At 69.2% G+C, this 25,782-nt stretch carries 21 protein-coding genes; 9 read left to right on the top strand and 12 right to left on the bottom strand.

Annotated features, from left to right (window positions below):
• Positions 1-9: 9 nt before the first annotated feature.
• The gene (locus tag OG285_RS07635) at positions 10-975 is read right to left on the bottom strand and encodes a winged helix-turn-helix domain-containing protein (protein WP_356832542.1); all 966 of its coding nucleotides are present in this window, start codon (positions 973-975) and stop codon (positions 10-12) included.
• A 58-nt stretch (positions 976-1,033) separates the two neighbouring features.
• Between OG285_RS07635 and OG285_RS07630 the strand changes: the two genes are divergently transcribed.
• A complete protein-coding gene (locus OG285_RS07630) occupies positions 1,034-2,227 on the top strand; it encodes an MFS transporter (RefSeq protein ID WP_371790570.1) in 1,194 nt (397 codons plus the stop codon).
• Between the two features lie 92 nt (positions 2,228-2,319).
• Here OG285_RS07630 and OG285_RS07625 read toward each other — a convergent pair whose 3' ends face one another.
• The 9 genes from OG285_RS07625 to ctaD form a co-directional block, all read right to left on the bottom strand.
• Positions 2,320-3,324, bottom strand: a complete 1,005-nt coding sequence (locus OG285_RS07625) for an oligopeptide/dipeptide ABC transporter ATP-binding protein (RefSeq protein WP_371790569.1) — start codon at positions 3,322-3,324, stop codon at positions 2,320-2,322.
• Positions 3,321-4,424 (bottom strand): ABC transporter ATP-binding protein, encoded by a 1,104-nt coding sequence (locus OG285_RS07620; RefSeq protein ID WP_371793478.1) that lies wholly within the window; start codon positions 4,422-4,424, stop codon positions 3,321-3,323. Before OG285_RS07620 ends, OG285_RS07625 begins: the two co-directional genes overlap by 4 nt.
• Positions 4,370-5,281: an ABC transporter permease gene (locus tag OG285_RS07615; RefSeq protein ID WP_371790568.1), complete on the bottom strand. Its 912-nt coding sequence runs from the start codon at positions 5,279-5,281 to the stop codon at positions 4,370-4,372. The genes OG285_RS07620 and OG285_RS07615 overlap by 55 nt, the downstream gene beginning before the upstream one ends.
• Positions 5,278-6,348 carry an ABC transporter permease gene (locus OG285_RS07610; protein WP_371790567.1) on the bottom strand — a complete coding sequence of 357 codons (1,071 nt, stop codon included), beginning with the start codon at positions 6,346-6,348 and terminating at the stop codon, positions 5,278-5,280. Before OG285_RS07610 ends, OG285_RS07615 begins: the two co-directional genes overlap by 4 nt.
• Positions 6,349-6,351: 3 nt before the next feature.
• A complete protein-coding gene (locus OG285_RS07605; protein WP_371790566.1) occupies positions 6,352-8,238 on the bottom strand; it encodes an ABC transporter substrate-binding protein in 1,887 nt (628 codons plus the stop codon).
• 177 nt (positions 8,239-8,415) lie between these two features.
• Positions 8,416-11,724, bottom strand: a complete 3,309-nt coding sequence (locus OG285_RS07600; protein ID WP_371790565.1) for an SCO5717 family growth-regulating ATPase — start codon at positions 11,722-11,724, stop codon at positions 8,416-8,418.
• Between the two features lie 306 nt (positions 11,725-12,030).
• Positions 12,031-12,324, bottom strand: a complete 294-nt coding sequence (locus OG285_RS07595; protein ID WP_356832527.1) for a DUF397 domain-containing protein — start codon at positions 12,322-12,324, stop codon at positions 12,031-12,033.
• Between the two features lie 119 nt (positions 12,325-12,443).
• Positions 12,444-12,785: a hypothetical protein gene (locus OG285_RS07590; protein WP_356832525.1), complete on the bottom strand. Its 342-nt coding sequence runs from the start codon at positions 12,783-12,785 to the stop codon at positions 12,444-12,446.
• A gap of 87 nt (positions 12,786-12,872) precedes the next feature.
• Positions 12,873-14,609 (bottom strand): cytochrome c oxidase subunit I, encoded by a 1,737-nt coding sequence (gene ctaD, locus OG285_RS07585; RefSeq protein ID WP_356832523.1) that lies wholly within the window; start codon positions 14,607-14,609, stop codon positions 12,873-12,875.
• A gap of 313 nt (positions 14,610-14,922) precedes the next feature.
• On the opposite strand from ctaD, the gene rpsO reads away from it, so the two are divergent.
• The 5 genes from rpsO (at position 14,923) to OG285_RS07560 (ending at position 20,511) form a co-directional block, all read left to right on the top strand.
• Positions 14,923-15,213, top strand: a complete 291-nt coding sequence (gene rpsO, locus OG285_RS07580; protein WP_250297433.1) for a 30S ribosomal protein S15 — start codon at positions 14,923-14,925, stop codon at positions 15,211-15,213.
• Between the two features lie 383 nt (positions 15,214-15,596).
• Positions 15,597-17,810 (top strand): polyribonucleotide nucleotidyltransferase, encoded by a 2,214-nt coding sequence (locus tag OG285_RS07575; protein ID WP_356832786.1) that lies wholly within the window; start codon positions 15,597-15,599, stop codon positions 17,808-17,810.
• On the top strand, positions 17,807-19,234 hold the full coding sequence (locus tag OG285_RS07570; RefSeq protein WP_371790564.1) for a M16 family metallopeptidase: 1,428 nt from the start codon (positions 17,807-17,809) through the stop codon (positions 19,232-19,234). The genes OG285_RS07575 and OG285_RS07570 overlap by 4 nt, the downstream gene beginning before the upstream one ends.
• Positions 19,235-19,299: 65 nt before the next feature.
• On the top strand, positions 19,300-20,055 hold the full coding sequence (dapB, locus tag OG285_RS07565) for a 4-hydroxy-tetrahydrodipicolinate reductase (RefSeq protein WP_371790563.1): 756 nt from the start codon (positions 19,300-19,302) through the stop codon (positions 20,053-20,055).
• A 3-nt stretch (positions 20,056-20,058) separates the two neighbouring features.
• Positions 20,059-20,511, top strand: a complete 453-nt coding sequence (locus OG285_RS07560; protein WP_356832517.1) for a tetratricopeptide repeat protein — start codon at positions 20,059-20,061, stop codon at positions 20,509-20,511.
• A gap of 48 nt (positions 20,512-20,559) precedes the next feature.
• Here the strand turns inward: OG285_RS07560 and OG285_RS07555 are convergent, their stop codons facing one another.
• Both OG285_RS07555 and OG285_RS07550 read right to left on the bottom strand, forming a co-directional pair.
• A complete protein-coding gene (locus OG285_RS07555; RefSeq protein ID WP_356832515.1) occupies positions 20,560-21,120 on the bottom strand; it encodes a hypothetical protein in 561 nt (186 codons plus the stop codon).
• A gap of 93 nt (positions 21,121-21,213) precedes the next feature.
• A complete protein-coding gene (locus OG285_RS07550) occupies positions 21,214-21,453 on the bottom strand; it encodes a hypothetical protein (protein WP_356832513.1) in 240 nt (79 codons plus the stop codon).
• A 198-nt stretch (positions 21,454-21,651) separates the two neighbouring features.
• On the opposite strand from OG285_RS07550, the gene thyX reads away from it, so the two are divergent.
• The 3 genes from thyX to OG285_RS07535 all read left to right on the top strand — a co-directional run bounded on the left by thyX (position 21,652) and on the right by OG285_RS07535 (position 25,263).
• Positions 21,652-22,392, top strand: a complete 741-nt coding sequence (gene thyX / locus OG285_RS07545; protein ID WP_356832511.1) for an FAD-dependent thymidylate synthase — start codon at positions 21,652-21,654, stop codon at positions 22,390-22,392.
• A 177-nt stretch (positions 22,393-22,569) separates the two neighbouring features.
• The gene (gene dapA / locus OG285_RS07540; RefSeq protein WP_356832509.1) at positions 22,570-23,469 is read left to right on the top strand and encodes a 4-hydroxy-tetrahydrodipicolinate synthase; all 900 of its coding nucleotides are present in this window, start codon (positions 22,570-22,572) and stop codon (positions 23,467-23,469) included.
• Between the two features lie 108 nt (positions 23,470-23,577).
• The gene (locus OG285_RS07535) at positions 23,578-25,263 is read left to right on the top strand and encodes a ribonuclease J (protein WP_356832507.1); all 1,686 of its coding nucleotides are present in this window, start codon (positions 23,578-23,580) and stop codon (positions 25,261-25,263) included.
• The last annotated feature ends 519 nt before the right edge of the window (positions 25,264-25,782 follow it).

Here is a 25,782-nt window from a genome sequence, read left to right as displayed (position 1 = left end):
GGTGCGCGCTCAGTCCTGCGCCGCCACCAGTACGTCCCCGGCCGCCGTCCGGCAGTAGAGCACCGACCGTCCGGCCCGCCGTCTGAACACCAGACCGGAGTCCAGCAGGATCTTGAGATGGCGGCCCACCGAGCCCAGGGCCTGGCCCGAGAGCGCGACCAGTTGCGTCGTGCTCTTCGGGGTGTCGAGCAGCACCAGAACACTCGCCCGTCCGCTGCCGAGCAGCCTGCCGAGCGCCTCGGGCGAGGCCTCCCGGGCGGGCTCCGACAGCTGGCCCGTACAGGGATAGACGGCGGAGAAGCGGTGCGGCCTCTTCCACGAGACCCAGCCGCTGCGCCCGCTCGCCGGAACGAACAACAGCTGTGCGTCCGAGACCTCTTGAGGCTCGTAGGCGCCGTGGTTGATCCGCAGCCGGCCCTCGCCCAGCCAGCGCATCCCCGGCCGGATGCCGTCCAGCGCCGCCGCCCAGCCGCCCTTGGTGAGCAGCCGGGTGCGCGCCAGGATGTCCGCCTCGAAGAGGCGCCGTCGCCGGGGCCAGTACGGCAGCACGGTCTCCGTCCACACCCACTCCAGCAGGTCGGCCGCGCGGTCCGGCAGATCGTCCCGGTACAGAGCGGCGGGCAGCCGGCCGCCCGCGCCGACGGCCAGGTCGTAGCGGGCCTCGGCCGGCGGGGTCGCGCGGACCCCGGCCAGCTCGCGGTGGAAGTCCGACTCGTCCTCGCAGGGCGGTGTGGGTGACAGGAAGTCGGCGATCCAGTGCGGTCGCAGACCGGTCCGTACCAGCAGGCGGGTGACCGGATCCGCGGCCATCAGCTCCTGGTAGGCGGGCCGGTGCGCGGCCAGCCAGGACCGCTCGCCGGGATGCCCGGTCAGCCCGGACTCCAGCATCACCAGACAGGCGAAAGCCTCGCTGAACTGGGAGATCACAAACCGGCTGCGCGCCAGTGTGTCCGCGTCGATGACCCACAGCCCCATGTTTCGCCCCCCGGCGAAACATTATCCGCCGGTCCCGGCGCCCGGTCAGAATCCGGCGATGCGCACCTACCGACAGCTCTTCGGGGTACCGGAGTTCACTCCGCTCCTCGCCTCCTTCTCGCTCCTGGCCACGGCCTCGACCGTCAGCGGTATCGCGCTGGCCTCGCTGGTCTTCGCCTCAACCCACTCACCCCTGCTCGCCGCGCTGAGCATGTTCGGCGGCTCCCTCGCCCAGGCCGTCGGCGCGGTGGCGCTGCTCTCCGCCGCCGACCGGCTGCCGCCGCGGGCCGCGGAGACCGGCCTTGCGGTGATCGCCGGTGCGGGCGCGGCCGTCCTCGCGCTCCCGGGGCTGCCGGTCCCGGCCATCTTCGCGGTGCTGTTCGGCCTGGGGCTGACCGGCTCGGTGGGCGGCGGGGTGCGCTACGGCCTGCTCGCCGAGATCCTTCCCGAGGACGCGTACGTCCTGGGGCGCTCGGCGCTGAACATGTCCAGCGGGATCACGCAGATCGCCGGATTCGCGGTCGGCGGGGTGCTCGTCGCCGCCCTCTCGCCGCGCGGCGCCCTGCTCGTCGCCGCAGCTCTCGCCCTGACCGGCGCGGCCGTGGCGCTCGGCGGGCTGAGCAGCCGGCCGGCCCGGTCGGCCGGGCGCCCCTCCGTCAGGGAGACCTGGCGGGTCAACCGGCTGATCTGGTCGTCGGGGCCGCGCCGGTGCGTGTACCTCGCGCTCTGGCTGCCCAACGGGCTGATCGTCGGCTGCGAGGCGCTCTTCGTGTCGTACGCGCCCGGGCACGCGGGGCTGCTGCTCGCGGTCGCCGCCTTCGGGATGCTCGTCGGGGACGTGGCGGTCGGCCGGATCGTGCCGCCGCGGTGGCGCTCCCGGCTCGTCACCCCGCTGCTGTTCCTGCTCGCCGCGCCCTATCTGGTCTTCGCGGTCCGGCCCGGGCTGCCGCTCGCGGTGTCCGCCGTCGTGCTCGCCTCGGCCGGATACGCGTCGAACCTGGTCCTGATGGAGCGGCTGCTGGAGCTGACACCGGACGACATCCAGGGCCAGTCGCTCGGACTGCACACCTCGGGCATGCTCACCCTCCAGGGCGTGGGAGCCACCCTCGCGGGCACCGTGGCCCAGCACACGTCGGCCGCGACGGCCATGGTGGTGATGGCCGCGGCGTCCGTCGCCGTATCACTCGCTCTGGTGCCGGGGCTGCGGACACCCGCCCCGGCGCCCGCGGCCCCGGTGCGGACGGCTCCGTGACCGCACCGGCACCACTCGACCCGCACACCGCACCGGACCGGGCGCACCGGACCGGCACACCGCACCAGGAGGCCGGCTCCGGGAGGCCGGTCTCAGGACGCCGGGACCGTGTCCGCCGACTTCGAAGCCGTGGCCCAGTGGCACGCCACCGCGTCCTCCCCGCCGCCGGCCAGCACCGGAAGGTCCTTCGTACGGCAGGCGTCGGCGACCCCGGCACGCTCCGCCTCACCCGAGGCGAGGATGTGGCAGCGGGCGTGGAAGCGGCACCCGGACGGCACCCTGGACGGGTCCGGCGGCTCACCCGTGAGCACCACCGGATCCGTCGTGGCGTCCGGCATCACCGACAACAGCGCCTGGGTGTAGGGGTGTTGGGGCGCCGTGAGGATCCGGTCCACGTCACCCGTCTCCACGATCCGGCCGAGATACATCACCGCGACCCGGTCGGCGATGTTCCACGCGAGCCCCAGGTCGTGGGTGACGACCAGGGCCGAGAGGCCCAACTCGTTCCGCAGCCGCAGCAGCAGGGCGAGGATCTCACCGCGCACCGACGCGTCGAGCGACGCTACCGGCTCGTCCGCCACGATCAGTTCGGGATCGAGCACCAGCGCCCCCGCGATCACGACACGCTGGCGCTGACCGCCCGACAGCTCGTGCGGATACTTCAGGAAGAACCGCTCGGGGGGCCGCAGCCCCGCCCGGGAGAGCGCCCCGGACACCGCTTCCCGCTCGTTGCCCGTGAAGTCGTGGATCCGCAGGCCCTCGGCCACCGCCTCGTACACCGTGTGCCGCGGGTTGAGCGAACCGCTCGGGTCCTGGAGCACCAGCTGGACGCGCTTGCGGTACGCCTTGAGGGCGCGGGCGGAGAGGTCGAGCGGCTCGCCCGCGAAGGTCACCTCACCGGACGTCGGACGTACGAGTCCGAGCAGCGTGCGGGCGAGTGTCGTCTTGCCGCACCCCGACTCGCCGACCAGGGCCACGATCTCGCCGGGCCGGATGTCGAGGTCCACCCCGTCGACGGCGCGCGCCGGGGGAGCTCCGCGCCGGCCGGGGAAGGTGACCTCCAGCGCGGTGGTGCTGAGCAGGGGAGGGGTCGTCATGAGGTACTCCTTGCTTCCTCGGCGCCGGGCTCCGCGACCGCGCCGGTACCTGACTCCACGACAGCTCCGGTACCTGGCTCGGAGCCGGGACCCGGCTTCACGAGCAGACAGGCCGCCTGCCGCCCCGGACCGGCGTCCCGCAGCTCCTGCCCGCTGGTCGCGCACTCGTCCAGGGCCACCGGACAGCGCGGATGGAACGTACAGCCCGAGGGCAGCGCGGCCGGGTCCGGCGGGTCACCGGGCAGTCCGCGCGGGGCGCGCCGGGACGCGGGGTCGCCGATACGCGGGAAGGCCCCGGACAGCGCGGTGCTGTACGGGTGCGCCGCCCCGGTGAAGACCAGTTGCGCCGGGCCCTCCTCGACCACCCGCCCCGCGTACATCACGGCCAGCCGGTCGCAGGTGTCGGCGAGGACCGCCAGGTCGTGGCTGATCATCAGCAGACTGATGTCCTGGTCAGCGACCAACTGCTCGATGAGCCGCAGGATCTGGGCCTGGATCATCACATCGAGCGCGGTAGTCGGCTCGTCGGCGACGATGACCTGCGGATCGCAGGCCAGCGCCATCGCGATCATCACGCGCTGCCGCTGCCCGCCGGAGAGCTCGTGCGGATAGGCGTCCGCCCGCGCCCCGGGGAGCCCGACCTGCTCCAGCAGGTCGCGGGCCCGCCCGCGTGCGGCGGCCGGGGTCGCCCGGTGGTGGACGAGCAGTGGCTCCGCGATCTGGTCGCCGATCCGGTGCACCGCGTTGAGGGAGTGCATCGCGCCCTGGAAGACGATCGAGGCGCCTGCCCAGCGGACGGCCCGCAGCCGCCCCCACTTCATGGTGAGGATGTCCTCGCCGTCGAACAGGATCTCGCCGCTCAGTGTCGCCGACGCGGGCAGCAGCCGCAGCAGCGCCAGCGCCAGCGTCGACTTGCCGCACCCCGACTCGCCCGCGATACCGAGCTTCTGCCCGGCCCCGACGGTCAGGTCCACTCCGCGCACGGCGGGCACGGCGGCTGCCCCCGACCCGTAGGTCACGTGCAGGTCCTTGATTTCGAGGAGGCTCAACGTCCCACCCCCAGCTTCGGGTTGAGCACGGCCTCCACGGCGCGGCCGCAGAGGGTGAAGGAGAGCGCCACCAGCGCGATGGCGATACCGGGGGGCGCCAGGTACCAGAAGTGCCCGGAGGAGACCGCGCCCGCCTCGCGGGCGTCCTGGAGCATGCCGCCCCAGGAGATGACCGTCGGGTCGCCGAGGCCGAGGAAGGCCAGGGTCGCCTCGGTGAGGATGGCGTTGGAGATGCCCAGCGTCGTCTGGGCGAGCACCAGCGGCACCACGTTGGGCAGCACGTGCCGGGTCATCACATGGCCGTGGCCGCCGCCGAGCGCCCTGGCGCGTTCGATGTACGGACGGGACTCCACGGCGATGGTCTGAGCCCTGACGAGCCGCGCGGTGATCGGCCAGGCGGTCACACCGATCGCCAGGATGACCGTCCAGACCGAGTGGTCGAGCACGGTGGCGAGCACGATCGCCAGCACCAGGGTCGGCATCACCAGGAACCAGTCGGTGACCCTCATCAGCACGGTCGCGAACCAGCCGCCGAAGTGCCCCGCGATGATCCCGACCAGGGTGCCGATGGCCACCGAGAGGGCGGCGGCCAGCAGCCCCACGGTGAGTGAGATCCGGGCGCCCCAGATCAGCAGGGCGAGCGCGGAGCGCCCGAACTGGTCGGTGCCGAGGGGGAACCTCCCGCTCGGATCCTCCAGCGCCGTGCCCGGGGCCTTCGTCACACTCTGCACGTCACCGCCGACCAGCAGCGGCGCGGCCAGCGCGACGATCGCGATGAGGAGCAGACCGGCGAGCCCGTACACCCCCGACCGCTGTGTGCGGTACTGCCTCCAGAAACGGGCCACGGACTCACGCCGCCTGGCCCGGGCGAGCGAACCCGCCGTCTGTTCTGCGGTCGCGGTCGTCATCGGCCCACCCTGGGATCGAGCAGCGGATAGAGCAGATCGGCCAGTACGTTCATCACGATCATGGCGCCCGCGAAGACGACGAACAGGCCCTGCACCAGCGGGAGATCGGGAACGCTCAGCGCCGAGTAGAACAGCCCGCCGACACCGGGCCAGGAGAAGACCGTCTCGACCAGGATCGAACCGGCTGCCACCTGACCGAAGTTGATGAAGATCATGGTCACGGTCGGCAGGAGAGCGTTGGGCACCGCGTGACGGCGGCGGACGAGATCGTCGCGCAGCCCCTTGGCCCGCGCCGTGGTCAGATAGTCGCTGCCCATCTCGTCGAGCAGCGAGGAGCGCATGACGAGCAGCGTCTGCGCGTAGCCGACCGCGACGAGGGTGATGACCGGCAGCACCATGTGCTGCGCGATGTCGGAGACGTACGCGAAGCCGGTCAGGCCGCCCGACTCCATGCCGCCGGTCGGGAACATGCCGGGGATCGGGCCGATGCCCACCGAGAAGACGATGATCAGGAGCAGCCCGAGCCAGAAGGACGGCACCGACCAGAGCGTCAGCGCGATGCCGGTCGAGACCTTGTCCCCGAGCCGGCCGTTCCGCCAGGCGGAGCGGGTGCCCAGCCAGAGACCGAGCGTGCAGTGAATGACCACCGCGACACCGGTGAGCAGCAGCGTCGCGGGCAGCTTCTGCGCGATCAGATCGGTGACGGGGGCGTGGAACTGGTACGAGGTGCCCAGATCCCCGGTGAGCGCCTTGGAGCAGTACTGGGTGAACTGCTGCCAGACCGGCAGGTCGAGACCCAGCTGCCTGCGGAGTTCGAGCAGCTGGGCGTGGCTGACCGCACGGCCGTGCGTCATCGTACGGACCGGGTCGCCCGGAATGATCCGGAACAGGAAGAAGCTGGTGACCAGAACGGCGAGCAGCGAGACGGCCGCGCCGCCCAGCTTGCCCGCCACGTACAGCAGATACGCGGTCGCGTTGCGGGTGCGAGGGCCGGACGGCCCGGTCTTGACCTCGACCGGGCCGTCCGCCGCACCCTCCGCGAGCGGAGTGGTGCTAGCAGCGCTCATGAGTTATTCACGGTCTTCCGCTGTGGAACGGCGGCGCAGGGCGACAAAGCCTCCGAGCCCGATCACGATGACGGCTGCGACGATGCCGATGACGAGCCCCGTCGAGGAACCCGACGACTTCGAGGCGCTGTGGTCGGCAGGGACCGCCGACCACCAGCTCCAGTAGCCGTCCTGGCCCCAGATGTTGCCCGCCGCCAGGGGCATCGTTTCGATGGACTTGATCTGGTCGGTACGGTACGCCTCGACCGCGTTCGGATACGCCATGACATTCATGTACCCGGTGTCGTACAGCCGTGACTCCATCTGCTTCACCAGATCGGCGCGCTTGGCCGTGTCGTACTCCTGGGCCTGCCGCGCGTACAGGCTGTCGTACTTCTTGTCGCAGATGAAGGTGTCGGTGGAGCCGGTGTCCTTCGGGGTGCTGGGCCGCGCGGCGCACGTGTGGATGGACAGCACGTAGTCCGGGTCGGGGTTGACCGAGTAGCCGTCGAAGGCCAGGTCGTACTGACCGGCCAGCTCGGGGTCGGTGACGTTGTCGACGCACGACATCGTGAGGCCGATGCCCAGCTTCCCGTACCACTCCTTCATGTACTGGCCGACGGCCTTGTCCTCCGGGGCGGTGGCGTGGCAGAGGAGACGGAGGTTCAGCGGCTTGCCGTCCTTGCCGACCCGCTTGCCGGCGCCGTTCTTCTTGTAGCCCGCTTCGTCGAGGAGCTTCGCGGCCCTGGCCGGGTCGTAGCTGACTTTCTGGCTGGCCGAGGGCTGCCAGACGTAGTCCGTGAAGCGCGGCGGGATGTACCCGGCGCCCTGGACGGCGTGGCCCTGGAAGACCTTGTCGACGATGGCCTTGGTGTCGGTGGCGGCGAACAGCGCCTGGCGCACTCGCCTGTCGTGGAGCGCCGGGTTGCCGTTGCCGAACTTCGTGCCGTTCCTGGCCTGGGCGCCCGGGTTGACGGCGAGTGAGTAGAAGCGCCGGCCGGGGGCGTCGTTGACCTTGATGTTCTTCTCGGACTTCAGGGCTGCCGCCTGGGCCGGGGTGAGGCCCTGGACGAAGGAGACCTCGCCCTTCTCCAGCGCCGCGACGGCCGCGTCATTGTCCTTGTAGTACTTGAGGTCCAGCTCGTCGAACTTGGGAGCGCCCCGCCAGAACGTCTTGTTCGGCTTGAACTTCAGGTACTGGTCGACCTTGTAGTCGGTGAGGATGAACGGCCCGTTGCCGACCACCGGGAACTTCTTGTCGTTGTTGAACTTCGAGAAGTCCTTGACGCTCTCCCAGACGTGCTTGGGCACGATCGGCACGTCGAGCGCGGTCATCGTCGCCTGAGGCTTCTTCAGCCGGATGACCAGGGTCTGCGGGTCGGGCGCGGTCACTTTCTCGAAGTTCGCGGTGAAGCTGCCGTTGGAGGTGGCCGCGGCCGGGTCCGTCATCATCTTGTTGAACGTCCAGGCGGCGTCGTCGGCGGTGGCCTGCCGGCCGTCCGACCACGTGGAGTTCTTCCGGATGGTGAACGTCCACGTCAGTTTGTCGGCCGACGGCTTCCACGCGGTGGCGAGGCCGGGGATCGTGTGGCCGTCCTTGACGTCATAGTTCGTCAGGTAGTCGTACATCAGCCGCAGTGCTGTGGTGGACACCAGGCGCTGGGCGAGGAACGGACTCATCGAGTCGACGCTCTGGTTCATGGCGATCGTGAGGACCTTCTTGCCGCCGGAGTCCGAGCCGGAGTCAGAGACCGACGGCGCCTTGGCCTCGGCGGCGTGGGCCTGCGGGGGCGCCGGGTTCAGCGGGGTCGCGGCGGCGGCCACCAGGGCGAAGGCGGTCGCGCCGGTGGCCAGAAGCAGACGGAAACGGGAGCGGTGCCGGATAGTGCCGGTCGGAACTCTTCTGTCCATGGGCGTTGACCTCGCGTCAGGGTGAATCATGGAGTCGCCAGCTGGTGAAGCGAAGGTTTATCAGCGGTGGTTTAGACATGTCAACGGTCGTCAAGACCGTGCCTGGGCTGCACAAATGTCTGAAGGCCCACACCGTTTGCACGGTGTGGGCCTTCAGTGGTCTATACCCTTATGCCCTCACTGCTGAGGGGGCTGCGGCGCCTGCGGAGGCGGCTGCTGCGGCCATCCGGCGGGCGGCACGGGCCCCTGCTGCTCCGCCTGACCGGGCTGACCTGGGGGTCCTGGCTGCTGCGGCTGGGGCAGTGGCTGTCCCGGCTCTGCGGGCTGCTGCCAGGGCTGCCCCGGTGCCACCGGCTGACCGGGCTGTCCCTGCGGCGGCCGGCCCTGACCGGGGTGTCCCGGCCGGCCGTGCTGCACCGGTTGCTGCTGCCAGCCCTGTTGCTGCGGCGGATAGGGCTGCTGGGGGTGCGGTGCCTGGGGGTGCTGCGGAGGCTGCTGCCCACCGTAGGGCTGCTGCGGTGCCTGCGGCGCCTGGGGCGTGTAAGGCTGCTGCTGCCGGCCTGGCATCGGCGGGGCCATGTGAGGAGGCGGGGTCTGGCCGCCGCTGCCGGTCCACAACCCCTGTGCCTGCTGGGCGCGTTGGAAGTCCTCCGCGACCAGGGCGGAGAGGTTGAAGTACGCCTCGCGGGTCTTCGGCCGCATCATGTCCAGGTCGACCTCGGCACCCGCCGACAGATGCTCGTCGAACGGCACCACGACGACCGCGCGGCAGCGGGTCTCGAAGTGCTGCACGATGTCATCGACCTTGATCATCTTGCCGGTCTCGCGGACCCCGGAGATCACGGTGAGCGACCGCGCGACCAGCTCCGAATAGCCGTGCGCCGAGAGCCAGTCGAGCGTGGTGCTCGCGCTGGACGCGCCGTCGACGGACGGGGTGGAGACGATGATCAGCTGGTCGGCGAGGTCGAGTACACCCCGCATCGCGCTGTACAGCAGACCCGTGCCGGAGTCGGTCAGGATGACCGGGTACTGCTTGCCCAGGACGTCGATCGCCCGACGGTAGTCCTCGTCGTTGAACGTGGTGGAGACGGCGGGGTCCACGTCGTTGGCGATGATCTCCAGACCGGAGGGCGCCTGTGAGGTGAACCGGCGGATGTCCATGTACGAGTTCAGGTACGGGATCGCCTGGACCAGGTCGCGGATGGTGGCCCCGGTCTCCCGCCGGACCCGCCTGCCGAGGGTCCCCGCGTCCGGGTTGGCGTCGATCGCCAGTATCTTGTCCTGCCGCTCGGTGGCGAGCGTGGCGCCCAGTGCGGTCGTCGTGGTGGTCTTGCCGACACCGCCCTTGAGGCTGATGACGGCGATCCGGTAGCAGGAGAGGACCGGCGTCCGGATGAGTTCGAGCTTGCGCTGCCGCTCGGCCTCCTCCTTCTTGGCGCCGATCTTGAAGCGCGAGGCACCGGCCGGGCCGCTGCGACTGCTCTTCGTCTTCTGCTTGTTGCGGATCAGCCGGTCGGACGACAGCTCGACGGCCGCCGTGTACCCGAGCGGCGCACCCGGAACGGAACGCTCCCGCTGATCATGGGCAACGGGCTGTGGCCACCCGGCCCCGGTACGGGGGTCGACAGGGGCGGACGGCTGCTGTGCCTGCTGTGCCTGCTGGGGGTCCTGGACCTGCGGGTTCGGGTTCTGTGGCGTGGGCAGGCCGGGACCGGGAACACCGGGCTGCGGGAAGCCGTAGCCGGATTCGGGGTGCCGCGGCTGAGGGACCGGGGGCTGCTGCGGCGGCTGTTGTGCCTGCGGGGGCTGGGACTGCTGCGGCGCGGGCAGGTGAGGGGCCGGCTGCGGAAATCCGTAACCGTCCTGGCCCTGCGGCGTCTGCTGCTGGGGGAACCCGTAGCCGCCGTGCGGTGGCTGAGGAGCCTGAGGCGTCTGAGGTGTCTGGGGCGGCAGCGGCGGCTGCGCGGACTCCACGGGCCTGGGCTGCTGGGGGAACCCGTAACCGTGCTGCGGTTGCTGGGGCGCGGGCGGGTTCGGGGCCGGCGGCGGGAACCCGTAACCGGCCCGGGGCTGCTGCGGCGCGGGCAGGTCGGGGGCCGGCTGGGGGAACCCGTAACCGTCCTGGCCCTGCGGAGTGTGAGCAGGGGGAGGTGTGCCCGGCGCCGGCTGCTGGGACTGCTGCGGCTGCTGTGGCGGTCCGGGGTACGGCTGCGACTGGTCGGCGCTGGGCGTGCTCACCGGCCACTGCGGAGCGGCCGGAGGCGCGGCGGGCTGGAACGCGGGCGGCAGCGGCGGAAGCCCACTCTGCGGCGACGCGGAAGGTGCGGGCGTCCAGGGCCGGTCGGGGGCGGAAGGCGAGTCCTGCGGCTCCGGAGCGTCCGGAGTGCGCGGAGGCACCGCGTCCGGGATCGCGTCGGTGGGCGCGGGTACGGCGTCGAAGGGCTCTCGGACGGGCCCGGCCGCCGGTCCGGACTCCGCTCCGAATGAGGCCGCTACGTCCGCGTATGCGTCGGACCGGTAGGGACCGGAAGGCGCGTTGGACGTCCCGGTCGTGGGAGCGGGCGCGGGTCCCGTGCTCTCCTTCTCGGCGGCCGGGGGGACTTCGGACCGCTCCCGCGCTGCCTTCGCGGCAGCTTCGAGCTTCTCGAACTCACGCTTCAGCGCGGAGGGGGAGAACTTCATGGTTGCCCCGCTCTCCACATCGCCCCCACCGAACGCCGCTGCTGCCTTCTCGGGCTCGGCCTTCGGAGCCGGTCCCGCTAGCGGATCCGGTTCCTGCTCCTGAACGATCGGTGCGAGCGGCTCGGACACAGCCTCAGGCGTATCCCCGGCCCCGGACACGGAGTGGCCGACGGGCGCCGGTCCGGATTCCGCATCTGGCTCGTCGTCCGGTTCGACGTCCAGATCACCATCGGACGCCGACACCGACGCCGGCGCGGACACTCGCTCCGACCCGAACTCCTGCTCCTGCTCCTGCTCCAAAGCCGCGTCCGGTTCCTGCGTCCCGTCCTGCCCGGACACCGCGTCGACGTCGGACACCCCGCCCGTTCCGGACACCCCACCCGTTCCGGGCGTCGCGTCGGCGCCCGGCTCCGCCGCTGGACGTCCGGCCCCGGTCTCCTGTTCTTCCCTCTCCGCAGCGGCCGGCGCCGGGGTCCAGTTCGGCTGGAACCCACCCGTCAGCGGCAGCCCCGGCACAGCCGCGGGCCCGCCGACAGCTCCGGTGGGCTCTGCCCGGGGAGTCTCGGGTGTCCGAGGCGCGGGCGGCGCGGGCGGCACCGGCGGCGGGGGAGGTGGGGGAGTCCGGACGGGCTGCGGGGCGGCCGGTGCGGACTCCTGCGCCGGAGCGTCCGAAGCGTTCTGCGTGTACCAGGCGGGAGGGGTGTAGTCGATGGTGAACTCACCCGTCTCGGCGGGATCCGCGTCGGACTGATCGTCGACGGGTGTGTTCGATCCCCCGCGAATCTCGTCCCGATCGCTGTTCACAATGCCTCCCGCTGGTGTGCTCTAGCACCCTCGTGCCGTAGTGGATGGGGGGCGACCGTTGTCGTCCGATCCGCCTGGCTCTCCCCGTGAGGACGCGAACACCCCGCTTGCGGGTCTGGCCCGCGCCCCCGTCCCAGCCTAATCACCATTCGTACCGGGATGGCATGACGGAGTGCACCGTCGGGCGTGACCTTTACGTCAAGTGGTGCCTGAAAGGGGCCCTGTTACGCCGCAACGCATCAGTCATAACGGAAGGAAGGCTCCAAAAAGCCCCCAAAATAAGTCCGTCACGGCCGCCCCCCCCGCCTACTCCGCGGCGTTCGTGATCCCGCCGTTGTGCGGCGCGGGCTCCAGGTCGAATTCGCCGTCACGGGCGCCCAGCACGAAGGCACGCCATTCCGCCTCCGTGTACCGCAGGACCGTTCCGTGATCGATGGACGACCTCATGGCCACGGCCCCGTCCGGCAGATACGCGATCTCGACCCGCTCCTCGTGCTCCGAGGTGCCGGGCGCGCCCTGCCACTCGACACCTGAGATGTCGAGCGCGTAGAGCTCTTCCTTCTCGCGTTCCTTGCGGTCCTTGTCGTGTGCGTCAGCCATGGCTGCCCGGTCCCTTCACCACGTACGAACGAGCTGTTCGCTCACCCTACTTGGAGGGACCGGGCCGGCTCATGGGTTCCGGACGACGTGGAACCGGCGTGGTAGAGGGTGCCGCGCGGTCACCGGCTGAGCAGCGTGATCGCCGTACACGTGCCGCTCACCGCACCGACCGCCATCACCGTCACGGACACACAGCGCCGTTTCAGCTGCTCGTAGCGCGCCATGTACTCGCCGCGCAGTTCGGCCGCCCGATCGGAGATCCGTACGAGCACGGCCCGGGAGACGGCCATCCGGTCGGCCAGGTAGACGCGTTCCACATCGTCCCGCTGGGCCGTTGTCAGCCAGGGCAGCTGGCCCGCGAAGCTGGCGGCCTGCCGCCGGGCCTCCTCCACCTCCGCGTTCCACAGCAGGTACCCCTCGATCCGCACGAGTCCGGCGGCGGTGTCCTCGTCGGTTGCCACGACTGCTCCTCGCCGTCCCTTCCGCCTGTCCACTTCACTTCTTCGACGTCTTCGCTGCCCGCACCCGGCGGACACGGCCGCCGGGTGCTACTCGTCCCCGGCACCCGTGCCGGAGCCGGTGCCCCCGGAGGAGGCCGCCGCGTGCCCCGCTGCTTCGAGAGCGTTGATCGCGGGGTAGTGGAGGTCGAAGGCCGGGCTCTCGGAGCGGATCCTCGGGAGGGTCGTGAAGTTGTGCCGGGGCGGCGGGCAGGACGTCGCCCATTCGAGCGAGCGGCCGTAGCCCCACGGGTCGTCGACCTCGACCCTCTTGCCGTACTTCGCCGTCTTCCAGACGTTGTAGAAGAACGGCAGCAGCGAGAGCCCCAGCAGGAAGGAGGCGATACTCGAAATGGTGTTCAGCGTGGTGAAGCCGTCAACGGCGAGGTAGTCCGCGTACCGCCGCGGCATGCCCTCCGCACCCAGCCAGTGCTGCACCAGGAACGTGCCGTGGAAGCCCACGAACAGCGTCCAGAAGTTGATCTTGCCGAGCCGCTCGTCCAGCATCTTGCCGGTGAACTTCGGCCACCAGAAATAGAACCCGGCGAACATCGCGAAGACCACGGTCCCGAACACCACGTAATGGAAGTGCGCGACCACGAAGTACGAGTCGGACACGTGGAAGTCCATCGGGGGCGAGGCCAGGATGACACCGGTCAGACCACCGAAGAGGAACGTGATCAGGAAGCCGACGGCCCAGAGCATCGGTGTCTCGAACGACAGCGAGCCGTGCCACATCGTGCCGATCCAGTTGAAGAACTTCACCCCGGTCGGCACCGCGATCAGGAAGGTCATGAAGGAGAAGAACGGCAGGAGCACACCGCCGGTGACGTACATGTGGTGCGCCCACACCGTCACCGACAGCCCCGCGATGGAGATGGTGGCCCCGACCAGGCCGATGTAACCGAAGACCGGCTTGCGGGAGAACACCGGAATGATCTCGGTGACGATCCCGAAGAACGGCAACGCGATGATGTACACCTCTGGATGCCCGAAGAACCAGAACAGGTGTTGCCACAGGAGTGCTCCGCCGTTGGCCGCGTCGAAGACATGAGCCCCGAACTTCCGGTCCGCCTCCAGCGCGAGCAGCGCGGCGGCCAGTACGGGGAAGGCCAGCAGCACGAGCACGGCGGTCAGCAGCGCGTTCCACACGAAGATCGGCATGCGGAACATCGTCATGCCGGGGGCGCGCATGCAGATGATCGTGGTGATGAAGTTGACCGAGCCGAGGATCGTGCCGAAACCCTGGAAGGCCAGACCCATGATCCACAGGTCGGCGCCGACTCCGGGGGAGCGGACCGTGCTGGTCAGCGGGGAGTACGCGAACCAGCCGAAGTCGGCAGCGCCGTCCGGGGTGAGGAAGGCTCCCATCACGATCAGCGCACCGAGCAGGTACAGCCAGTAGGCGAAGAGGTTCAGCCGGGGGAACGCCACATCGGGCGCCCCGATCTGCAACGGCATGATCCAGTTGGTGAAGCCGATGAACAACGGCGTCGCGAACATCAGCAGCATGATCGTGCCGTGCATCGTGAACGCCTGGTTGTACTGCTCGTTCGACACGATCTGCGTACCCGGCCGCGCCAGCTCGGCGCGCATCAGGAGCGCCATCACCCCGCCGATGCAGAAGAAGGCGAACGATGTGAGCAGATACATCGTGCCGATCGTCTTGTGATCGGTCGTGGTCGCCCAGCTGACGATGACGCTTCCGGGACGCCTGGGGCGTACCGGTACCTCGCTGTCGTACTCGTCACCGGACGTCGGTGAATCCTCGGTGGCCCTCGTCGTCACTGCGGTGCTCCTGCTGCTGTGGTCGCGCCCTGACGGGCTGGACAGCACAGGAGCATGGCGCAGCTCACACCGAAGGGATCTCAGGCGGTGTGGCGTGGCGCGCGGCTTGAGCCGTTCGGGTGTACGGGCGGGGCCGGGGGCACGGGCCGGCCGACTCGGAAAGGCTGATACGCTGTGTGACGGCCGTCTGTGTACGCGCCTCCGGATTCCCCGGAGGCTGCGCCCAGCGGATCCCCGCCTCCCGAGTTACGGAAGTTCCCCAGCGTATTCGACCTGGGGCACTCGGTGGCCTGAAGACTCACGAGGAGTACGCGTGTCGCTCGACGCCGCTACGAAGAAGCAGATCATGACCGAGTTCGGCCAGAAGGAAGGCGACACCGGTTCCCCCGAGGTTCAGGTCGCCATGCTCTCGCGCCGTATCTCGGACCTGACCGAGCACCTCAAGATGCACAAGCACGACCACCACTCCCGCCGGGGTCTGCTGATCCTGGTCGGCCAGCGTCGCCGCCTTCTCCAGTACCTGGCCAAGAAGGACATCCAGCGCTTCCGTGCGCTGGTCGACCGCCTCGGCATCCGCCGCGGTGCGGCCGGCGGCGCCAAGTAAGAGCGTTGTGCGAGGGAGCGGGCCCCATTTCCTGGGGACCGCTCCCTTTGCCGTACGTGCTGCGGCCGCTGTACGTGCGGAACCCGGACCGCGCTCAGTAACCTGGGTGTGCACGGCAGCGCCGAAGCCGCAGTGAAGAACACCGCAGTAAGAACGCTGCGGCGCCGAACGCCGCAGTAGGGAACACCGCAGTACCGGACGCTGCAGTACCGAACGAGGGGAAGCGCCCTCCAGCCGCCGCCGGTCCTCGGTAGTGGCCCCCGGGGAACATCACCCGGGTGCTTCGATCGAAGACCGGCCCCGCAACCATGGAGCGCTTCTCCGCCCCGTTCCCCGCCACACGGGCTGGGGGACGAAAGACGACGAGTATGGAGAAAACGCTAGTGGAGAACGAGACCCACTACGCCGAGGCCGTTATTGACAACGGAACCTTCGGCACCCGCACCATCCGCTTCGAGACGGGCCGCCTGGCCAAGCAGGCCGCCGGCTCCGCCGTGGCGTACCTGGACGACGACACCATGGTGCTGTCGGCCACCACTGCTTCCAAGAAGCCCAAGGACAATCTCGACTTCTTCCCCCTCACGGTGGACGTCGAGGAGCGGCAGTACGCGGCCGGCAAGATCCCCGGCTCCTTCTTCCGCCGCGAGGGCCGGCCCTCCGAGGACGCGATCCTCACCTGCCGCCTGATCGACCGGCCGCTGCGCCCCTCCTTCAAGAAGGGCCTGCGCAACGAGATCCAGATCGTCGAGACGATCATGGCGCTCAACCCCGACCACCTGTACGACGTGGTCGCGATCAACGCCGCATCCGCTTCCACGATCCTGGCGGGCCTGCCCTTCTCCGGCCCGATCGGCGCCACCCGCGTCGCCCTGATCAAGGGCCAGTGGGTCGCCTTCCCGACGCACACCGAGCTTGAGGACGCCGTCTTCGACATGGTCGTCGCGGGCCGTGTGCTCGAAGACGGTGACGTCGCGATCATGATGGTCGAGGCCGAGGCCACCGAGAAGACCATCCAGCTCGTCAAGGACGGCGCCGAGGCCCCGACCGAAGAGGTCGTCGCCGCCGGTCTCGAAGCCGCGAAGCCCTTCATCAAGGCGCTCTGCAAGGCCCAGTCCGACCTCGCCGCCAAGGCTGCCAAGCCCACCGGCGAGTTCCCGGTCTTCCTCGACTACCAGGACGACGTCCTGGAGGCGCTCACCGCCGCGGTCAGGACCGAGCTCGCCAAGGCGCTCACCATCGCCGGCAAGCAGGAGCGCGAGGCCGAGCTGGACCGCGTCAAGGAGATCGCCGTCGACAAGCTGCTCCCGAAGTTCGAGGGCCGCGAGAAGGAGATCTCCGGCGCGTACCGCGCGCTGACCAAGTCCGTCGTGCGTGAGCGCGTCATCAAGGACAAGGTCCGCATCGACGGCCGCGGCGTCACGGACATCCGTACGCTCGCCGCCGAGGTCGAGGCCATCCCGCGCGTGCACGGCTCGGCGCTGTTCGAGCGTGGCGAGACCCAGATCCTGGGCGTCACCACCCTCAACATGCTCCGCATGGAGCAGCAGCTGGACACCCTCTCCCCGGTGACCCGCAAGCGCTACATGCACAACTACAACTTCCCGCCGTACTCCGTCGGTGAGACCGGCCGCGTGGGCTCGCCCAAGCGCCGCGAGATCGGCCACGGAGCGCTCGCCGAGCGCGCCATCGTGCCGGTGCTGCCGACGCGCGAGGAGTTCCCGTACGCGATCCGCCAGGTCTCCGAGGCGCTGGGCTCCAACGGCTCGACGTCCATGGGCTCGGTCTGCGCCTCCACCATGTCCCTGCTGAACGCCGGTGTGCCGCTCAAGGCCGCCGTCGCCGGTATCGCCATGGGCCTCATCTCGCAGGAGATCGACGGCAAGACGCACTACGTCGCCCTCACCGACATCCTCGGTGCGGAGGACGCCTACGGCGACATGGACTTCAAGGTCGCCGGCACGAAGCAGTTCGTGACCGCGCTCCAGCTCGACACCAAGCTCGACGGCATCCCCGCCTCGGTCCTGGCCGCCGCGCTGAAGCAGGCCCGTGACGCACGCCTCCACATCCTCGACGTGATGAACGAGGCCATCGACGTCCCGGACGAGATGTCCCCGAACGCCCCGCGGATCATCACCGTCAAGATCCCGGTGGACAAGATCGGTGAGGTCATCGGCCCCAAGGGCAAGATGATCAACCAGATCCAGGAGGACACCGGCGCCGACATCACGATCGAGGACGACGGCACCATCTACATCGGTGCCCAGCAGGGCTCGCAGGCCGAGGCCGCGCGCGCCACGATCAACTCGATCGCCAACCCGACCATGCCGGAGGTCGGCGAGCGGTACCTGGGTACGGTCGTCAAGACCACCACCTTCGGTGCGTTCGTGTCGCTCATGCCGGGCAAGGACGGCCTGCTGCACATCTCGCAGATCCGCAAGCTCGCCGGTGGCAAGCGCGTGGAGAACGTCGAGGACGTGCTCGCGGTCGGCTCCAAGGTCCAGGTCGAGATCGGCGAGATCGACTCCCGCGGCAAGCTCTCCCTCGTCCCCGTCATCGAGGGCGAAGAGGACGAGAAGAAGGACGACGCCGACAAGTGACGTCCCGTAGTTCCGTGACGACGGCCCGCACCTCCTCGGAGGCGCGGGCCGTCGCCCGTACCCAGAGCCACCTCACGGACGAGAACGGCAGCAGTGCATTCAAGGACGGAAACGTGAGCAACGCCGGAGCACAGTCCAGCGACACGGTCCGCAGGACCGTCCTCCCGGGCGGTCTGCGTATCGTCACCGAGACCGTCCCCTCCGTACGGTCGGCGACCTTCGGGATCTGGGCGAACGTCGGATCCCGGGACGAGACGCCGTCCCTCAACGGCGCCACCCACTACCTGGAACACCTCCTCTTCAAGGGCACCGCGAAGCGCAGCGCCCTCGACATCTCCGCCGCGATCGACGCGGTCGGCGGCGAGATGAACGCCTTCACGGCGAAGGAGTACACCTGCTACTACGCGCGGGTCCTGGACAGCGATCTACCGCTGGCCATAGACGTCGTCTGCGACATGCTGACCGGTTCGCTGATCACCGAGGAGGACGTCGAGGCCGAGCGCGGCGTCATCCTCGAAGAGATCGCGATGACCGAGGACGACCCGGGCGACGTCGTGCACGACCTCTTCGCGCAGACGATGTTCGGTGACACCCCCCTCGGCCGCCCGGTGCTCGGCACCGTCGACACCGTCAACGGGCTCAGCCGCAGCCAGATCGCCCGCTTCTACAAGAAGCACTACGACCCGACGCATCTCGTCGTCGCCGCCGCCGGCAACATCGACCACGACACGGTGGTACGCCAGGTCAGCGAGGCGTTCGGGCGCGCGGGCGCGCTGTCCCGTGCCGACGCGGTCCCGGCGGACCCGCGCACCGGCTCCCGCACCCTGCGCTCCGCGGGCGGCTTCGACCTGCTGAACCGGAAGACCGAGCAGGCGCACATCGTGCTCGGCATGCCCGGCCTGGCCAGGACCGACGACCGGCGCTGGGCGCTCGGCGTCCTCAACACCACACTCGGCGGCGGTATGAGCTCCCGCCTCTTCCAGGAGGTACGGGAGAAGCGCGGCCTCGCCTACAGCGTGTACTCGTACACCTCGGGCTTCGCCGACTGCGGGCTCTTCGGGGTGTACGCGGGCTGCCGCCCCAACCAGGTCCACGACGTCCTGAAGATCTGCCGGGACGAGCTGGACCGGGCCGCGAGCGACGGTGTGACCGACGAGGAGATCCGCCGCGCGGTCGGCCAGCTCGCCGGTTCCACGGTGCTCGGTCTGGAGGACACCGGGGCGCTGATGAACCGTATCGGCAAGAGCGAACTGTGCTGGGGCACCCAGATGTCGGTCGACGAGATGCTGGAGCGGATCACCGCGGTCACCCCGGACGAGGTCCGCGCGGTCGCCCACGACATATTGGGACAGCGTCCCTCGCTGTCGGTGATCGGTCCGCTGAAGGACAAGCAGGCCGACCGCCTCCGCGAAGCGGTCTCCTGAGCGAACCGTCTGTGAAACGCGTCAGCCGTGACGCGTGAAGCGCGAGCGATGAAGGAAGAGCAAGCATGAGCAGCAAGCTGCGCGTCGCGGTCCTCGGCGCCCGGGGCCGTATCGGCTCCGAAGCCGTACGGGCCGTCGGCGCCGCCGACGACATGGAACTGGTCGCGGCCCTCGGCCGCGGCGACACGCTCGACGCGCTCACCGCGTCCGGCGCCCAGGTGGCCGTCGACCTGACGCACCCCGACTCGGTGATGAGCAACCTGGAATTCTGCGTACGCAACGGAATCCACGGCGTCGTCGGCACCACGGGCTGGACCGACGACCGCCTCGCGCAGCTCGGCTCCTGGCTGGCCGCCTCCCCGGAGACCGGCGTCCTCATCGCCCCGAACTTCTCCATCGGGGCCGTGCTCACCATGACGTTCGCACAGGCGGCAGCCCGCTTCTTCGAGTCCGTCGAAGTCATCGAGCTGCATCACCCGAACAAGGCGGACGCCCCGTCGGGCACCGCGCAGCGCACCGCTCAGCTGATCGCGGCCGCCCGCGACAAGGCCGGCTGCGCCCCGCAGCCGGATGCGACGAGCACCGCACTGGACGGCGCCCGCGGCGCCGACGTCGACGGCGTCCCGGTGCACTCCGTACGGCTGCGCGGCCTCCTGGCCCACCAGGAGGTGCTCCTCGGCGGCGAGGGCGAGACCCTCACCATCCGCCACGACTCCCTGCACCACAGCAGCTTCATGCCGGGCATCCTGCTCGGTGCGCGACGCGTGGTGACCACCCCCGGCCTCACCTTCGGCCTGGAACACTTCCTCGATCTGAGCTGACCGATGCGCGCAAAGATCACCTACCTCGTCACGGCCGCCGTCCTGGTCTTCTACTTCGTCCTGGTGGGCAGCCGGGGCGTGCTGCTCATCGAGAACGGCACGCTGCTCACGGTCACCTTCGGCGTGGCCGTGCTGATCCTGCCGCTGATCGGTGTCTGGTTCCTCTGGAAGAACACCCAGTTCGTCCGGCGCGCCAACCGGCTCGCCGCCGAACTGGACGCCGAAGGCGGCCTGCCCGTCGACGAGTTGGTGCGTACGCCCAGCGGCCGGATCGACCGCGACTCGGCCGACGAGGTCTTCGTCCGCCGCAAGGAGGAGACCGAGGACAGCCCGGACGACTGGCGCTGCTGGTTCCGCCTCGCGGTCGCCTACCAGGACGCCAGGGACACCCCGCGCGCCCGTAAGGCCATGCAGCGGGCCATCGCCCTGCACGCGGGCAGGCCCGTCAGTATCTGACGGGCCTGCGGGTCGCCGGGGTCGTCCGCCCGGCTCTGCTGCGTCTGCTCAGCCGAGCCGGTACTCCGCACCCCACGCCTCGACCGTGTCCGCCGCACGGTCGAAGGCCTCGTGGCGCGCCAGGAAGTCGGCGCTGTGGTCGGTGAGCAGCGGCGGCAGCTGCTCACCACTCCGCTGTACGAGCAGGAGCGCCTCGCCCTGCACTGTGCGCGGCAGCCCGAGCCAGCGGACCGGCTGCTGCACCGTGCGTACGGCCGCGGTACGGCCCCAGGGCACGGTCACCGTCCTGAAGAAGCCCACCCGCCGCACTCCGTGCCTGCTCACCCACGTGCCCATCCGCAGCAGCCGCAGGGCGCAGACCACGACGACGAGGCCGAGGACGAGGGTGACGCCCGCACCCGACACCGCGCCGGCGAAGGCGATGATCATCGCCGCCAGCAGGATGAAAGAGGCGAGCAGCAGGAGCAGAGCCGCCGCCCCCACCCGCCAGGGCCCGGGGCGGTAGGGGCGACGCCACTGATCGTGGTCGTCGAACGGCAGCGCGACATCGTCGGCATTCTCGGCAGTTGCGTCAAACGCGCGGTCGGCCGTCAGGAAAGGCAGGGGCACGACTGATCCTCACTCACAAGCACGCTCGATTGGCTGTGCCCGGTGAGGCTACCGATGAGATCATCGCCCGACCACCCCAGGGGTCCGGACGAGTCAGTGGTCGTGCGCCGCTTCCGACTGATGCGTCTGTACGGGCGTCTGGTCGGCGGCCAGAGCAGGCAGACCGAACAGGAGCGAGCCTGCGAGGCCCGCGACGACCGTGAGGCCGACCAGCACACGGCCGGCGAGCTGGGAGGCGCTGGGGCGTTGACGGGGCGGCGGTTCGATGTTGCTACGGAAGCGGTCTGCGTCAGCGACGAATGCGAACGGGACGGCCTCTCGCCGGCGGAACATAGGGGCACTTCTCCTTGGATCACGAGTTTTCCGGTTCCACTCTGGTTCCACAGATTCAGACGTACAAAGCCACCGATCGGTGCCCGATTTCCACGAATGGGCAGAACTTTTCTGCTGACGGTTCGTCCGGTCCTGGTTGTCGGTGCCGCGCCGTAGAGTGGGCGCCGCCCGAGCGATGCAACTGGAAGGACCCCGCCGGTGAGTGACACTCCCAGCTCAGACCCCAAGCCGAGCTTCCGCAGCGACGTCACCGTCGAACTGGTGAAGCACAGCGCGAGCGACTCCGACGTGCTGTGGGCGGCCCGAGTCTCCACGGCGGGTGAGCAGTCCCTCGAAGAGCTCCAGAAGGACCCCGAGCGCTCCAAGGGACTCATCAACTATCTGATGCGGGACCGGCACGGCAGCCCCTTCGAGCACAACTCGATGACCTTCTTCATCAGCGCCCCGATCTTCGTGTTCCGTGAGTTCATGCGGCACCGCGTCGGCTGGTCGTACAACGAGGAATCCGGCCGCTACAGGGAGCTGGAGCCGGTCTTCTACGTACCGGGCGAGTCCCGCAAGCTGGTCCAGCAGGGCCGTCCCGGCAAGTACGAGTTCGTCGAGGGCACAGCGGCCCAGCAGGAGCTGACCGGCCGCGCCATGGAGGACTCCTACCGACAGGCCTACGACGCCTACCAGGAGATGCTGGCAGCCGGTGTCGCCCGCGAGGTGGCCAGGGCGGTGCTGCCCGTCGGCCTGTTCTCCTCGATGTACGCGACGTGCAACGCCCGGTCGCTGATGCACTTCCTCGGCCTGCGCACCCAGCACGAGCTGGCGCGCACGCCGTCCTTCCCGCAGCGGGAGATCGAGATGGTCGGCGAGCGGATGGAAGAGCACTGGAACAAGCTCATGCCGCTGACGCATGCGGCCTTCAATGCCAACGGCCGGGTCGCCCCGTAGGGCACACATGTGCGACTGGGCTGCGTGAGGTGTCCGGATTGCACCCTTTGGTGAAGTTCATCTAGGCTGATCAAACGGACCCGGCACTGCTTGAACCCCCGAGCAGGCAGTGCCGGGCTCCGTAGCTCCGTCCCCCGAGGGGACGGGGCGCACTGAGCAGCGAGTAGCGTGGTACCCATGGCTCCGATCTCCACTCCGCAGACCCCCTTCGGGCGGGTCCTCACCGCCATGGTCACGCCCTTCACGGCGGACGGCGCGCTCGACATCGACGGCGCGCAGCGACTTGCCACCCATCTGGTGGAAACAGGCAACGACGGCCTGGTCGTCAACGGCACCACCGGCGAGTCCCCGACCACCAGCGACGCGGAGAAAAACGACCTCGTGCGGGCGGTACGGGAAGCGGTCGGAGACCGTGCTCACGTCATCGCGGGTGTAGGCACCAATGACACCCGGCACAGCCTGGAGCTGGCCCGAGCGGCCGAGACCGCCGGCGCGCACGGCCTGCTCGCCGTGACGCCGTACTACAACAAGCCGCCGCAGGAGGGCCTGCTCCGGCACTTCACCGCCATCGCGGACTCCACCGGGCTGCCCGTCATGCTGTACGACATCCCCGGCCGCAGCGGTGTCCCGATCAACACCGAGACGATCGTCCGGCTGGCCGAGCACCCGCGCATCGTGGCCAACAAGGACGCCAAGGGCGACCTCGGCCGCGCCAGCTGGGCCATCGCGCGCAGCGGTCTGGCCTGGTACTCGGGCGACGACATGCTGAATCTGCCGCTCTTCTCGGTGGGCGCGTGCGGATTCGTCTCCGTCGTCGGTCACCTCGTCACCCCTGAGCTGCGCGCCCTCCTGGAGGCGTACCTCGCGGGCGACGTCCAGAAGGCGACCGAGATCCACCAGCGTCTGCTGCCGGTCTTCACCGGCATGTTCCGGACGCAGGGAGTGATCACTACCAAGGCGGCACTGGGCTTCCAGGGCCTGCCTGCCGGACCGCTCCGGCTCCCTCTGGTGGAACTTGCCCCTGAGGAAACGGCCCAGCTCAAGATCGATCTTGCTGCCGGCGGGGTAGAACTTTAAACACAGACTTCACAACTGAATACGCAAGATCACTCTGACAACTGCAAGTGCACGAATCATGCGCGCCACGTGCCTCAGGTACGTGGCGTGTGTGGTGAGGAGAGTCTTTTGAGTCATCCGCATCCTGAACTCGGCGCACCGCCGAAGCTTCCGAAGAACGGCCTGCGCGTCACCCCGCTCGGCGGTCTCGGCGAGATCGGCCGGAACATGACGGTCTTCGAATACGGAGGCCGGCTGCTGATCGTCGACTGCGGCGTGCTCTTCCCCGAGGAGGAGCAGCCGGGCATCGACCTGATCCTGCCCGATTTCACCACCATCAAGGACCGCCTCGACGACGTCGAGGGCATCGTGCTCACGCACGGCCACGAGGACCACATCGGCGGTGTGCCCTATCTGCTCCGGCTGAAGCCGGACATTCCGCTGATCGGCTCCAAGCTGACGCTGGCGCTCATCGAGGCGAAGCTCCAGGAGCACCGGATCCGCCCGTACACCCTCGAAGTCATCGAGGGCCAGCGCGAGCGCATCGGCGTCTTCGACTGCGAGTTCATCGCGGTCAACCACTCCATTCCCGACGCTCTCGCGGTCGCCATCCGCACCCCCGCGGGCATGGCCGTCGCCACCGGCGACTTCAAGATGGACCAGCTGCCGCTGGACGGCCGCCTCACCGACCTGCACGCGTTCGCGCGGCTGAGCGAAGAGGGCATCGATCTTCTCCTCTCGGACTCGACGAACGCCGAGGTCCCCGGCTTCGTGCCGCCCGAGCGCGACATTTCCAATGTCCTGCGCACGGTCTTCGCGAACGCCCAGAAGCGCATCATCGTGGCGAGCTTCGCCAGTCATGTGCACCGCATCCAGCAGATCCTCGATGCGGCGCACGAGTACGGGCGACGGGTGGCGTTCGTCGGACGGTCGATGGTCCGGAACATGGGCATCGCCCGTGACCTGGGCTATCTGAAGGTTCCGGCGGGTCTGGTCGTCGACGTCAAGACGCTCGACGACCTTCCGGACGACGAGGTCGTGCTGGTCTGCACCGGCTCGCAGGGTGAGCCGATGGCGGCCCTGTCGCGGATGGCCAACCGCGACCACCAGATCAGGATCGTCCAGGGCGACACCGTGATCATGGCCTCGTCGCTCATCCCGGGCAACGAGAACGCGGTGTACCGCGTGATCAACGGCCTCACCCGCTGGGGCGCCGACGTGGTCCACAAGGGCAATGCCAAGGTCCACGTCTCGGGCCACGCGTCGGCCGGCGAGCTGCTGTACTTCTACAACATCTGCCGCCCGAAGAACCTGATGCCGGTGCACGGCGAATGGCGCCATCTCCGCGCCAATGCCGAGCTCGGCGCGAAGACGGGTGTCCCCAAGGACCACATCGTCATCGCGGAGGACGGCGTGGTGGTCGACCTGGTCGACGGCAAGGCGAGAATCGTCGGCAAGGTCCAGGCGGGCTATGTGTACGTCGACGGCCTCTCGGTCGGCGATGTGACGGAGACCCACCTCAAGGACCGCCGCATCCTCGGCGACGAGGGCATCATTTCCGTCTTCATCGTGATCGACAGCTCCAGCGGCAAGATCGTGGGCGGCCCCCACATCCAGGCCAGGGGCTCGGGCATCGATGACGGCGCGTTCAGCGCCGTCGTACCGAAGATCGAGGACGCCCTGAACAAGTCGGCCCAGGACGGCGTGCTGGAGCCTCACCAGCTTCAGCAGCTCATCCGTCGCACGGTGGGCAAGTGGGTCTCGGACGGCTACCGCAGGCGCCCGATGATCCTTCCCGTCGTCGTCGAGGTCTGACGGTCGTACGCACGGAGCTGGAGCGGGGCTCCCCGATTTGCTTCGGGGAGCCCCGCTCCAGTACGTTTACGGCTCCACCTGACCGGGAAGCGCGCACACTCGTGTGCCGCGAGCTTCTGAAATCGGGTGGGGAATTCCGACTCAGAACCTCTGGTAAAGTCGGAATCGCCGGAAAGGGAAACGCGAAAGCGTGGAACTGGAAAGCGGCCCGCCGACCGGGAATCGGACACGAAAGAGTCTGATAGAGTCGGAAACGCAAGACCGAAGGGAAAAGCCCGGAGGAAAGCCCGAGAGGGTGAGTACAAAGGAAGCGTCCGTTCCTTGAGAACTCAACAGCGTGCCAAAAGTCAACGCCAGATATGTTGATACCCCGGCCCACCTCTGGTGGGTTGGTGGTTCCTTTGGAAAAGACCTGAACGGTTTTCGGACCGGTCAGGCAACACACAGCGAGGACGCTGTGGACAGTCGGCCTTATTCCGGTTGACTGTCCCGCTCAACGCGATGTGGACCCGATTACGG

It is taken from the genome of Streptomyces sp. NBC_01471 (assembly GCF_041438865.1).
Taxonomy (GTDB): domain Bacteria; phylum Actinomycetota; class Actinomycetes; order Streptomycetales; family Streptomycetaceae; genus Streptomyces.
The sequence above is the reverse complement of the archived record's forward strand: the minus strand, read 5'-3'. Positions and strand labels throughout refer to the sequence as shown.

Excerpts from the sequence above, each read along its gene's own strand:
- OG285_RS07560 (WP_356832517.1), top strand. The coding sequence starts at position 20,059 with ATGCGCGCAAAGATCACCTACCTCGTCACGGCCGCCGTCCTGGTCTTC.
- dapB (WP_371790563.1), top strand. The coding sequence starts at position 19,300 with ATGAGCAGCAAGCTGCGCGTCGCGGTCCTCGGCGCCCGGGGCCGTATC.
- OG285_RS07595 (WP_356832527.1), bottom strand. The coding sequence starts at position 12,324 with ATGGCTGACGCACACGACAAGGACCGCAAGGAACGCGAGAAGGAAGAG.
- OG285_RS07605 (WP_371790566.1), bottom strand. The coding sequence starts at position 8,238 with ATGGACAGAAGAGTTCCGACCGGCACTATCCGGCACCGCTCCCGTTTC.
- OG285_RS07550 (WP_356832513.1), bottom strand. The coding sequence starts at position 21,453 with ATGTTCCGCCGGCGAGAGGCCGTCCCGTTCGCATTCGTCGCTGACGCA.
- OG285_RS07630 (WP_371790570.1), top strand. The coding sequence starts at position 1,034 with ATGCGCACCTACCGACAGCTCTTCGGGGTACCGGAGTTCACTCCGCTC.
- OG285_RS07635 (WP_356832542.1), bottom strand. The coding sequence starts at position 975 with ATGGGGCTGTGGGTCATCGACGCGGACACACTGGCGCGCAGCCGGTTT.
- OG285_RS07625 (WP_371790569.1), bottom strand. The coding sequence starts at position 3,324 with ATGACGACCCCTCCCCTGCTCAGCACCACCGCGCTGGAGGTCACCTTC.
- OG285_RS07615 (WP_371790568.1), bottom strand. The coding sequence starts at position 5,281 with ATGACGACCGCGACCGCAGAACAGACGGCGGGTTCGCTCGCCCGGGCC.
- dapA (WP_356832509.1), top strand. The coding sequence starts at position 22,570 with ATGGCTCCGATCTCCACTCCGCAGACCCCCTTCGGGCGGGTCCTCACC.
- OG285_RS07610 (WP_371790567.1), bottom strand. The coding sequence starts at position 6,348 with ATGAGCGCTGCTAGCACCACTCCGCTCGCGGAGGGTGCGGCGGACGGC.